The following is a 12,123-nucleotide window of genomic DNA, read 5'->3' on the forward strand; positions in this document are numbered from 1 at the left end:
CTGTGATCGTTCTCACTGGACTCTTTGTTCTTGAGCCTGTGCCGGGCTAGGGGTGGTGAGTGGAGTAATGTGCCACCCCTGCTGCTCCAGCAGCGCCAGCAAACCCTGTTCGCCGTAAAGGTGCAGGGCGCCTACCACGATAAAGCTCTCGTTGGGCAGGGTGGACCATTTCTTCAGCCAGTTGTGGTTGCGCTCGGCCAGCAGGGTCTGCTCCATCCAGCTCTGTAGCGCGGGGGGAGCCATCTCCTCCTTGAGCAGATTGATAAGCGTCGCCTCATCCCCTTGCTGCCACGCCTTCATCACGGCGGCGAAACCACTCTCCAGCATCGGTAGCTCATCCAGGGTGCTGGCGAGCATCAGGGTCTGGTTGTCACCCACGCTGGCCAGATAACCGAGCTGCTCCAACAGGGTTTCAAAACCCACTACCGGTTTGCCCTCTTTGGCGGCCCGGACGGCAAAGTGCTGGTCTATCCCGAGTTCACTCTTGAAGTCGGAGCGGGCCATGGCGGCCTGGGTCAGGGTTATGGCGGCAAACCAGGGGCGCAGGGTGGCGAGGGTAGCCTCGTCGATGCCATAGTGGGCACCCGCCATCAGGGTGCGTTGATAGAGTTCGGCAGGCAGATGATCCTTGAGCGGTTTGCCATCCACCAGTCGGGTGAGGGAGGCGGTCTGTTGCCACTGATCCGGCGTGATGCTGTTCATGTCCACCTCCATCACCAGTGCGCGACTCTGCAGCCAGGCCCGCTCCACCGGCTCGGGCAGCGGATAGAGGGCAGGCTTGCCCGCATGGATGGAGCCCAGCAGCCAGTGTTGCTGGTTGCCCTTGCTCACCCGATAGAAGGCGGGATCGGCAAAGGCGTGCAGCGGTAGCAGCAGGCAGAGCAGGAAGGCAAAGAGGGTGCGATGAAATCTCATGGGGATCCTTAATATGCGCCGGGTGACTTCTCTTGCTGACAATAACCCCTATGATAAGTCCTCATTTCAGATAACCAAGAGGTTTGCCATGCCCCATCTTCGTTTTCGCGCCGTGACGCTCGATACCCTGCAACAGGTGAGTGGCCCGCTGCTGGCCGAGCTTTGCGAGCTGACCGGTGGCAAGCCGGAGTTTGTCACCATGGAGCGGGTGGAGAGTTGCTGGATACGCAACGGTGAGCCAGAGACGGGTTTTCCGTTTGTCGATCTGCACTGGTTCGAGCGGCCACAAGAGATGCAGGACGCCGCCGCGCGCCTTATCACGCGCCATTTGAAACGGGTGCTGGGGGAGCAGATCTATGTGGTGGTGCAGGTGATCCCTCTGGTCAAGAGTGCCTACTACAGCAATGGCGAGCACTATTGAAGAGTGGGGCAAACCAGGTTGGCGGATTGGATTACGCCGCTATACAGCTAACTCAATCCGGGCGGCAGGATGCTTGTCGCCCATCACGGGATCAGGCCGATTTGGCCAGCAGTTTATCGAGCCAGCGAGTGGGCAATACCCGTCGCAGGAAGGCAAACAGCCGGGTTGGAGTGGTCACCGGATAGCGCGCTTTGGGATGGGCGTGGGTCAGCGCATGGAGCAGCGGAGGGATACAGGCTTCGCTCGAGAGGGTAAAGCCGCTGGTGGCCCCCTCTTTTTCCAGCCGCGTCAGGGTCTGGCGGTAGGCCGACTGATGACGGCTCTGGGCCGGATCGATGTGGCGCAGGAAGGCGTTGCGAGCATTGGCACGAAAACGGGTATCGATGGGGCCCGGTTCAATCAGGCTGATATGTACCCCGCTACCCGCCAGTTCGAGGCGCAGAGTGTCGCTATAACCTTCCAGCGCAAACTTGCTGGCGTTATAGGCGCCGCGATACTTCATGGCAACCAGTCCCAGAACCGAGCTGTTCTGCACTATCCGTCCCTCTTTGGCCTCCAGCATCGGCGGCAGCACCTGACGGATCAGATGGTGCCAGCCAAACAGGTTGGTATTGAACTGCTCCCTGAGCGCTTCGGTGGGCAGATCTTCCAGCGCCCCGGGTTGGCCATAAGCGCCATTGTTGAACAGGCCATAGAGGCGCCCGCCTGCCAGATGGAGCGCCGCACTGGCACCCAGCTCGATGGAGGCAGAATCCGCCAGATCCAGCTGTACTGCCAGCAATCCCTGTTGCTGCAGACGGGCCACATCTTCCGCCTTGCGCGCCGAGGCGATCACGGTAAAACCGTGCTGCCCCAGCGCCTGTGCGGCGGCGAGGCCAATACCGCTGGAACAACCGGTGATCAAAACAAAACGGGGCATGATGGCGTCCTTGTGACTGCTGACAAAAGCGTGCTGGTGAGTGGATAAAACCCTTATCCGGCTCGCATGTTAGCCTGCCAACCGGAAAAAAGAAAACCGGGCCAAGTGGCCCGGTTTGCTGACATCGTATTGCCTGATTACATGAAGGTAAGCGGCATGATGATGTGGAACTTGACGTCGTGCTCGGAGGCGAAGATGTTGGGGTAATCGGTCCAACCGCCGCCCTGGCTGATGTCGTTGTTGTAGTCGGTGTAGTGCAGTTTGAACAGGGTGCCTTTCAGCTTGCCATCCTGCACGGTATAGCTGACATCGAAGTTGACGGCCCACTCGGTATCCTCGCCGTTGGCTGCTTTCTTGCCTTGGCCATTTTCGATATCCCAACCGTAGGCGCCGGATACACCGACAGCCCAGCCCGGCGCACCAACCAGATCATCCAGAGAACGGGTCACGCCGAAGAACAGTGCTTTTTCGTTGTTGGCGTTCCAGTCAGAGCGGGAATCCCACCAAATTTCGTTGGCGCCCTGGGAGTTGGCGTAGCCACGGGTCAGACGGGGCAGGTAGTTGCCTTCCGCACCTTCAGCCTTGGTCCACAGACCTTCCAGACGGAAGCCGTATTGGGCGTAGTTCCAGGCAGCGGTCAGTGCTTGTTGCCATGCCAGGCCGTCGTAAGTTTCAATCTGGGAGCCGCCCTTGGTGTAGGTCTCGGTCTCGGAACCGTAGAACTGGTAGCTGGTGGCGAGGCCGCCCAGTACGTCAAACTTGTGAGCCAGTTTGAAGTGGTAGCTGTCCATGTAGCCTTCGGACTGACCGAAAGAACCGGTCACGGCAGTGCCATTTTCAAAGGTGTAACGAGCCGCGATACCGTGGATATAGTCGATGACGTTTTCATCAGCGAACGGATCCATCCACGCTTTGGCGCGAGAGAAGACCTGAGTCTCTTTGTACCAGGGGGCCTTGTACTCGTCAGCGATGGCGTAGGTCAGGTAGAGACCGCCAAAGTTGCCTTCGACTTGACCACCACGATAGGTGCCCGGCTGATAGGACCAGTTAACACCGATTTGGCCAGGGACATACAGCTGGGTGTAACCACCCTTGGCAGTCACACCGCCGTCCAGGAATTTCAGCTTCAGAGCTGCGTTGGAGAGGCTGAAGCCACCCTCGGGAGAGCCATCTTTGTAGTTGTTGCCCCAGGAGTTGCCTGCGAAGGAGAATTCGTTCTCCTGGTTGACCGGATGGTTTTCGGTAACGGCCAGGTCATAGGCACCGAAGCCGCCCAGATCCAGACCAACAGTGTCCCAGGCATAACCGGAGTTGAAGTTGAGAGCTGCCTGGACGGTGGAATGGCTCAGGTTGGACTGGTACTTGCCTTCTTTCTTGGCGGCAGTCGGGTCACCATCGATGCGCTGACGATCACGCTGGAAGTAGAACAGGCCACCGGTCAGTTTGGAGTCTTTTACGAAGGTTTCATAGGACTGGCCATATTCCGGGCTCATCATATCCTGGGCTGCCAACGCCATGCCGGGGGCGACCAGAGCGGCTACCACAGCGGCACTCAAAGCGGCGCGCTTGAAGATCACTTTTTCCATTTTTATTGCTCCTGATTTTATGGACTTAGCTTTTTTCCGGCAGCTGGCATCGGGCCTACCGCTCGGTATTGGCATTGCAATCAAAACCCCGAAGGGCAAAAAATCTTCTCTTGGTTATCTGCAAACCCGGATGTCTTGGCACATCTGTAGTTGGCAGTCCTGATCATCACATGTTGTTTTTTTTGTTCCGATTCTTGGCTATCGGACAACTCCAAGAGTACGTTCGCGGTGCGAAATATCAATGAAAAGTTCCCTCAACGTTTCAAAAGTATGACCGAGTGCAAATAATCATGGGCAAGGTCGTAAACAGCCTCATGGCCGGTATCACGGTAATGAGAGCGTTTTCTTGGAGGTGTGGCCAGCGCCGGTGCGGGTTTTCATCAGATACGGGGGAAGGGAAGCTGTTAACCTGCAGGCAACATATAATTTTGTGCTACAAAAAAACTTTCCCTCTGGTCGAGGGAAAGTGAATTGGTGGGGATGTGGGGCGAATAGGGTCAGCCTTGCTGGCCGAGGATGCGGGGGATCTGTTGCGCCTGATGGTGGATATGGGACGAGACCTGCACCGAGAGTTGGCTTACCTGACAGGCCTGCTGACGAATACGGGCGATCAAATCGGCAAAACTGGCCAGCTTGTGCTCCTGACTTTTGGCATTGTCGGCGCCCTGCAGGGCGATCACTGCGGTGTTGCGGGCGATCTCCCGCACCGCCTGGGTGGTCTGGCGCAACTGCTCGGCTTGTGCCCGTTGGCGGCTTGACTCGCTGGTGATCCGGTTCAGCACGGTGCCAAGCTGTTCACCAGATTGGGTCAGACGCCGCAGAATCTCGGTGATCTGGTTGAGGGATTGCTGGGTATTGGCCGAGAGGTGGCGCACCTCATCGGCGACCACGGCAAAGCCGCGCCCCTGTTCCCCTGCACGGGCCGCTTCGATGGCGGCGTTGAGGGCCAGCAAGTTGGTCTGCTGGGCGATATGACTGATGACATCGACAATGTCCGTCACATCGGCAACCGAGCGGGTGAGGGCTTCCAGCGCCTCATCGCTCTCGTCAATTGCCAGCCCGGTCTGACGAGTAGCGTGCAGCATGCTGCCCACCAGATCTTCGCTCTGGCTCATCGCCTGTTCGTTATGGTGGGCATGCCGGGCGATGTCGGCGGCGACCTGATGGACCTCTCCGGCCAGCTGGTTCAGCTCATCCATCATCTGACCGCTCTCGTCGACTACCAGCTCGGTGGTGCGGGTGCTGTGGTGGATCTCGTCAACCTGGCTGACCATTCCTTTCAGACTGAGGGATACCGCAGACAGCTGCCCCTCTTTCTGTTGTTGATCCTGCTGCAGGCGACCGATCAGCCGATTGTAGCTGGCAACGATATCGGCCAGCTCGTTGCGATCACGCCCGGCAGATAACGGCTCGGCCTGCCCAGTCTGATCGAGCTGCAGAAAGGCTCCGCGCAGTCGCAACAAGGGAGCGAGCAGCCAGCGTCGTTGCACCAGTGCAAACAGCAGGGCGACTACCACCAGACAGAGCGCCAGCGTGCCGAGGATGGTGGCCAGCTCCTGATTGACGGCTTGCCGCTCGTGGGCAAGTTGTTCCCCCATCTGTCTGGTCGCTTGCAACATGGCCATGATGTCTTGCTGCACGGTCTGGCGGCCAGCCTGTTGCTGTTGTAGCGCCGTGCGGCTGTTGGCCAGCTCCTGCGGATAGCGGCCCAGCAGCGAGCGTAATTCGCTGCGCGGTTGATCTCCCAGCTCCTTGCGTACCGGCTCCCCCAGGGTGAACTCATCGGCGGGCACCTCTTCATACAGGCCGAGCAGCGGCAAGGCTTGCAGCGCTTGGGCCTGTTTTTGCAGTGCCTCCAGCTCGAAGCGGATCCCTTCGAGCAGCTTCTCATTGCCCTGTTCCATATAGCTTTGGCGCAAATGGGCGAGGCGCGGCAGGCCCGCCAGGATCTCGGTTGCACCGCGGCGATATTGCTGTGCTGCGGCAGATTGTTCCGTGCTGGCACCTTGCTCCCCATAGCGGATCAGCGCCATAGCCTGGCTGCCCAGCTCACTCTCCGCATTTTGCAGCAGCAGTTGGCTGTTGCCCGAGAGCTTGCCTGCGGCCTGATAGTCGTGCGCGATACGCTGCGCCATCTGTTTGAGTTGCTGTCTGAGCGGGGCCGCCACGGCATCATCCTGAGCGGCCAGCGAGGAGAGCGCTTGCTGGCGGATCTTCTCTGCCGCGGTCAGTTGCTGTGGATCGCCGCTGTTGAGGTAGTCACGCAGGCTGTTTTGCAGGGTCACCGTCACCAGTTGTTGCAGCGTCTCGTGCTGATGCTGGGCCTGATTGGCATGGGCAAGCTGTTGCCAGCCGTGGTAGAGGGCCAGCGCCTGTCCTCCCGCAACCAGTAACAAAACAAGGGAGGATAGGGTGGCGTAATGGGCGATTTTCACGGGGTAATTCCTGTCAGCACAGACCATGGGGGAGCGTGGCCCGAGCCTAAACAGGGATGATGGCGTTTTTATGACAGCATGGTCAGGTGGCCCTATTTTACCGACTTAACTGGCTGGGGATGCCTGAGCTCTGTTGCGTTGGCCCAGCATACCGAGCAGGGCGCCTCCCATGATAAGTGCACCGGCCAGCAGATGGCGCGAGGTCAGCTCTTCTCCGTTCAATGCCACTAACAGCAAAGTACTCAGCAGCGGTGTCAGGTAGGCAAGGGCACCGATCCGGCGTGGATCGCCGTCTCGCAGTGCCAGATACCAGGTCACAAAGGCCGCCCCCATGGGGCCCAGCGCCAGCCCGATGATCAGCCACCAGTCACTGGTGGGGATCTGCGCGAGCGGCAGGGGCCCCTCCAGCAGACGGGCGAGCAGCAGAGCCAGCAAACCAGCGGGCAGGCAGGCTGCCGCAGTGACCACGGCAGGTGCCGGTGGCAGACGGCGTGACAGCACCGAATAGGCCCCCCAGACGACAGCTGCACCGAGCGCCAACAGGTATCCCGGCAGATAGGTCTGTTGCAGTTGCAGCTCGCCATTGACCATCACCAGCATGGAGCCCGCCAGACCAAAGGCGCCAGCCAGCAGATGACGGGCATGGAGTGGATGGCCGGGCAACAACAGCGGGGTGAACAGAATGATGCAGAGCGGCCAGAGGTAGTTGATGAGGTTGGCCTCCAGCACCGGGGCATGGCGAAAACTCATAAAGAGCAGCAGATGGTAGAGCAGCAATGCCGTAACCGTCACCAGCCAGGTAATAGGACGAGCGCGCCATTGGCGCCAAAACGGCAAGGCCCCGACCCCGCAGAAAAACAGCACCAGCCCGACCAGCACCAGTGGTGACACGCTGGTGACCCGTGACGTCAGCGCCGCCAGTGAGGCCCACAGCACAATGGTCAGCAGTGCAAAACCGGTGGATCTATCCCACCAGGAACATCCGGACATCCAACACTCCTTTGCAAGATGAAGCTGCTGGCTTTGCCGTAGGGCTCAGCCAAAAAAAGCAGTCTATCAGAGAGAGGAGAGATGCCGAATGCCGCGTGAATACAATTACTTGTGACTTGGTGAGAATTTTGATGGTGCAAGCAGAGTGCTGCTGGACGTCGAACGAATCGCCAAAGAGATGAGTGAATGCGAAAAGGGGATGATGGGTGGCGTCCCAGGCAGGATTCGAACCTGCGACCTCGCCCTTAGGAGGGGCGCGCGCTATCCAGCTGTGCCACTGGGACGTGCGGGCATTATATAAAAATGCCAATAAAAATAAACAACTGCGTATGTCTGTTTATCCAGTTGCTTACATTCTGGCCGGATTGTACGTTTGTGCTCTGGGGGGCAGATAAACAAGTTTGTGGTGTCTGAATAAGAAGGGGTGGGGGGAGGAAGATACTGGTATGCAATAAATTGACTTTTAATTCACTTGTTGCCGTGAGGTATGGCTACCTCTTGTTGTGTTGTGCCACAGGTATTGAGCTTTTGTCGTTTTATTTTGTTTTAGTGAAATATTTAGCTTAATCAGTTTGGTAGCTATTAATCATGGCCAATGCTCCCTTGTATTTTAAAGATGAATCATGAAGCTATGGCTCAGCGTCAGGTACGGCCAGTAGCGGGTTTGGAATGGTCTTGTTTGCTTAGTTATATAAATTGCCATAGAGTTAATTCGCGATTAGTTATCGCCGAAAATAAAGTTGTGACAAGGGCAAACCGATTGAAAAGTCGGGACGCAAAGCCTCCGGTCTAAAGGCGCTGTTGATCTGGGATAGCGGGGCCACCACAGTGTTATGTTGACTGCCTTTGCCAAGGGGTAGTCGTGTTTGTGCTGTCTGTCGTGTTGTGTCGCCCTTTCGTTTGTCCATAACGTAAAGGAAAACAATATGCTAAGTCCAAAACCCACATTGCTGGCCATGATGGTCGGCTCCCTGCTTGCCTCATCCGGCGTTTATGCGGCCGCTCCGAGCAAACCCACCATCGGCTGGGGTCCCACCAAATTTGCCATTGTGGAAGTCGATCAGGCGGCAACCTCTTACAACAATCTGGTCAAGGTGAAGGATGCCGCCGATGTGGAGGTGAACTGGAACCTCTGGAGCGGCGATCTGGGCCAGAGTGCCAAGGTATTGCTCAATGGTCAGGAGGTGTGGTCCGGCCCCTCCACCGCAGCGGGCAGCGCCAAATTCAAGGTGAAGAAAGGGGGGCGCTACCAGATGCAGGTGGCGCTGTGCAACGCCGATGGCTGTACCCTCTCTGATGCCAAGGAGATCGTGGTCGCCGATACCGATGGCAGCCATCTGGCGCCACTCAAGGCTCCGCTGCAGGAGAACAACAAGCCCTACGCCAACAAGTCCGGCAAGGTTGTAGGGACTTACTATGTGGAGTGGGGAGTCTATGGCCGCAAGTTCACAGTGGACAAGATCCCGGCCCAGAACCTGACCCATATCCTCTATGGTTTCACCCCCATCTGCGGTGGGGATGGCCTCAACGACAGCCTCAAGGAGATCGAAGGGAGCTTCCAGGCACTGCAACGGGCGTGTGCCGGCCGGGCCGACTTCAAGGTGGCGATGCACGATCCTTGGGCCGCCATCCAGATGCCGCAAGGCAACCTCACCGCCCATGATGAGCCCTACAAGGGCAACTTTGGCGCCCTGATGGCGCTCAAGCAGGCCTATCCGAATCTCAAGATCCTCCCCTCGGTCGGTGGCTGGACCCTCTCCGATCCCTTCTACTTCCTCGGTGACAAAACCAAGCGCGATGTGTTTGTCGGCTCGGTGAAAGAGTTCCTGCAGACCTGGAAGTTCTTCGACGGTGTGGATATCGACTGGGAGTACCCGGGCGGACAGGGTGCCAACCCGAAACTGGGCAGCCCGAGTGATGGTGCCACCTACGTGGCCCTGATGAAGGAGCTGCGGGCCATGCTCGACGAGCTGGAGGCCGAGACTGGTCGCCAGTATGAGCTAACTTCCGCCATTGGAGCGGGGGGCGACAAGATCCAGGATGTGGACTACAAGGCGGCCCAGCCCTACATGGACCACATTTTCATGATGACCTACGACTACAACGGCGCATGGAGCAACACCGAGCTGGGTCACCAGACCAACCTCTATGCAGCGAGCTGGGACCCCGATACCAAGTACACCACCGACAAGGCGGTCAATCAGCTGCTGGCGCAGGGGGTTGACCCCGGCAAGCTGGTGGTCGGTGCCGCCATGTATGGCCGTGGCTGGACTGGCGTGAGCGGCTATCAGGGCAACAACCCCTTCACCGGCAAGGCGACCGGCAAGGTGAAAGGCACCTGGGAGGATGGCGTGGTCGATTACCGCGACATCGTCAACAACCGTATGGGCAGTGGCTGGGAGAAGAGCTACGACGAGGTGGCCGAGGCTCCCTATCTGTTCAAGGCTTCGACCGGCGATCTCATCACCTATGACAACGACCGCTCGGTCAAGGCCAAGGGGCAGTATGTGCTGGCCAACAAGCTGGGTGGCCTCTTCTCCTGGGAGATTGATGCCGACAACGGCGACATCCTCAATGCCATGCACGAGGGTCTGGGTCACGGCGAGGGAACCACTCCGCCAGCCAACAAGCCGCCGGTGGCCAACGCGGGCAGCGATCTGAGTGTCACCGGCCCGACCGAGGTGACGCTGAACGGCTCCGCGTCCCACGACCCGGAAAATGGCGCCCTCACCTATAGCTGGAAGCAGGTCTCCGGCCCGCAGGCCACCTTGCTGGATGCCACTCAGGCCAAGGCCCGGGTTGTACTCGATGCGGTGACCGCCGACATCAATCTGGTGTTCGAGCTGGCAGTGACCGACGACCACAACCTCACCGCCCGCGATCAGGTGGTGGTCACCAACAAGGCGCCGCAGCCCAACCTGCCGCCACTGGTTAGCCTGCCGGCTACCGCTTCCGTGGAATCCGGCAAGCAGGTGACCCTCAAGGCGACCGCATCTGACCCGAACGGTGATCCGCTCACCTATCAGTGGACGGTACCGGCCGGCCTCACCGCCAGCGGTCAGAACAGTGCCACCCTGGTGGTCACCGGTCCGAACGTTACCAGCGATACCGCCTATGACCTGAGCCTCACCGTCTCCGACGGCGCGCTGGATGCCAGTGCCGCCACCCGTCTGACGGTCAAGCCGGTCAGCGGTGGTGGCGGTTGCTCGGCCACTGATCCGGATGCCGCCAACTGGCCTGCCTGGCAGGCGAGCAAGGTCTACAACGGCGGTGACAAGGTGAGCCACAACCAGCTGGTGTGGCAGGCCAAGTACTGGACTCAGGGCAACGAACCGAGCCGTACCGCGGATCAGTGGTTGCTGGTGAGCAAGGTGCAACTGGGTTGGGATGCCAATGTAGCTTACAACGGTGGCGAGATCACCACCCATAATGGCCGTCAATGGAAAGCGCAATACTGGACCAAGGGCAACGAGCCCGGCAAACACGACGTCTGGCAGGATGTGGGGGCCGCCAGCTGTAAATAAGGCTTGAGTTGTGGCGGGGCATGCTGGTCATGCCCCGCTTTTGCAACCCGCGGCGCTGAACATTGGTTGCTCTGCCAATCCCTCTTTTTCTGCTCTGTCTTGTATCCGGTCAGGCCGACTTGTGGTGCCGGCATGAAGGCTCTCCCCAAGTGATGGCTGCACTGCTCTCTGATAAGGTGTGAACCTGATTCGTGGTAACCTTTCCGCTGTTGTAATTACACTGCTGGAAAGTCTGCGGCCGAATATTTTCAGGTTGCCCAAGAGGCGAGCATCCCGCTGTTGGCGAGACAGGCCAGCGGGTCGGTATCGCCAGGATGAGGGCTTGCTCAACTTCGCTTGCTCTTTTTAAATCTCTGTCCGTCGTCATGCTGTCCCTTCATGCAGTACCTAATCGACGGCATTTGGCTGTTGAACAAGGATGGCAAGCATCATAGCCAGCTTCCCGGATGCTGGTGTTATCCAAGCCAGCGCTCCCGGCAAGGGGATTTCATGGTGTCATACCTGGATCAGGCCGAGATCCTGCAATGAGCCGATGCAATAAAAGATGGGGCCTGCGGGCCCCATTCTTGTTTGGTGGAGTTCAGGTTTGGCCGTGGAACATCTGGCCCGGACAGGACAGCGCCTCGAAAGGGCTGTGTGATGATGTGTTTTGTTGTTTTATTACATTTTCCGTGAAAGGCTTTCAGCAATTATTTGCCGTAGCGGAAGTAGTATTCACGGGTGGAGGGGGCATAGGCATCTTTCTCTACAACGCCGTTCTTGGTGGTTGCACCGCGCAGGTGGAACAGGACTGCCAGATTCTCAAACATGGTTTACCTCATCGCTCTGTCATTTATGGTTATGGTATGTGACCTAGGTCACGGTTTGATCCTATGGTCATTTGTGAGCCAGATCAACTTTCTATGTTGTAAATTTACAAAAATCATGGAAAGGGTTTTCAAATGCAATGCCCTTTATGGAAAGGCTTTCCCGAGGTGACGGGGGAGAAGCTGATTACCAGCCACCATAGAGAGGTCTGAGAGCGGGGGCGTTGCAAGGGGAAAGAGGCTCGCTGCACGGCCTCTCCTTTATAGGTGCTTGAGCCAATTTGTGACATAAAACAGAGAGATAGCACGTGCCTTGCTGGTAAAAACAGCGAACTGCTGCAATTTTGACTAAACGAATCAGTCGCGGTTATTTTAGGGTTGACAGCAAAGCGGGTGATGCCTATCATGCGCCTCCGTTGCCGGAGATAACTTCGTCAGCACCGAGGTGAGTTGGGGTTATAGCTCAGCTGGGAGAGCGCTTGCATGGCATGCAAGAGGTCCGCGGTTCGATCCCGCGTAGCTCCACC

The 12,123-nt window shown here is 58.1% G+C and carries 7 protein-coding genes, 2 tRNA genes and 1 riboswitch; of the genes, 3 read left to right on the plus strand and 6 right to left on the minus strand.

Annotation, left to right across the window (positions count from 1 at the left end):
- Positions 1–12 precede the first annotated feature (12 nt).
- Positions 13–915, minus strand: coding sequence for a TraB/GumN family protein (locus G5182_RS14745; RefSeq protein ID WP_421254471.1), 903 nt, complete (start codon positions 913–915; stop codon positions 13–15).
- Between the two features lie 88 nt (positions 916–1,003).
- Between G5182_RS14745 and G5182_RS14750 the strand changes: the two genes are divergently transcribed.
- Entirely contained in the window at positions 1,004–1,336 is a 333-nt protein-coding gene (locus G5182_RS14750; RefSeq protein WP_421254472.1) for a DUF1904 family protein, read from the plus strand.
- 91 nt (positions 1,337–1,427) lie between these two features.
- Here the strand turns inward: G5182_RS14750 and G5182_RS14755 are convergent, their stop codons facing one another.
- The 5 genes from G5182_RS14755 to G5182_RS14775 all read right to left on the minus strand — a co-directional run bounded on the left by G5182_RS14755 (position 1,428) and on the right by G5182_RS14775 (position 7,550).
- Positions 1,428–2,255 (minus strand): SDR family oxidoreductase, encoded by an 828-nt coding sequence (locus tag G5182_RS14755; RefSeq protein ID WP_216951930.1) that lies wholly within the window; start codon positions 2,253–2,255, stop codon positions 1,428–1,430.
- Between the two features lie 137 nt (positions 2,256–2,392).
- The gene (locus tag G5182_RS14760) at positions 2,393–3,841 is read right to left on the minus strand and encodes an OprD family outer membrane porin (protein ID WP_204481162.1); all 1,449 of its coding nucleotides are present in this window, start codon (positions 3,839–3,841) and stop codon (positions 2,393–2,395) included.
- A 497-nt stretch (positions 3,842–4,338) separates the two neighbouring features.
- Positions 4,339–6,276 (minus strand): methyl-accepting chemotaxis protein, encoded by a 1,938-nt coding sequence (locus G5182_RS14765; RefSeq protein ID WP_421172960.1) that lies wholly within the window; start codon positions 6,274–6,276, stop codon positions 4,339–4,341.
- Between the two features lie 105 nt (positions 6,277–6,381).
- Positions 6,382–7,266 (minus strand): DMT family transporter, encoded by an 885-nt coding sequence (locus G5182_RS14770; RefSeq protein ID WP_181269729.1) that lies wholly within the window; start codon positions 7,264–7,266, stop codon positions 6,382–6,384.
- Positions 7,267–7,473: 207 nt separating this feature from the next.
- Positions 7,474–7,550, minus strand: a tRNA-Arg gene (locus G5182_RS14775).
- A gap of 456 nt (positions 7,551–8,006) precedes the next feature.
- A riboswitch (cyclic di-GMP riboswitch) is annotated at positions 8,007–8,094 on the plus strand.
- 98 nt (positions 8,095–8,192) lie between these two features.
- On the opposite strand from G5182_RS14775, the gene G5182_RS14780 reads away from it, so the two are divergent.
- Entirely contained in the window at positions 8,193–10,790 is a 2,598-nt protein-coding gene (locus tag G5182_RS14780; protein ID WP_421254473.1) for a glycosyl hydrolase family 18 protein, read from the plus strand.
- A 1,258-nt stretch (positions 10,791–12,048) separates the two neighbouring features.
- A tRNA-Ala gene (locus G5182_RS14785) sits at positions 12,049–12,121 on the plus strand.
- Positions 12,122–12,123 lie beyond the last annotated feature (2 nt).

The organism is Aeromonas sp. 600948 (assembly GCF_049174875.1).
In the GTDB taxonomy this organism is placed as follows: domain Bacteria; phylum Pseudomonadota; class Gammaproteobacteria; order Enterobacterales; family Aeromonadaceae; genus Aeromonas; species Aeromonas veronii_A.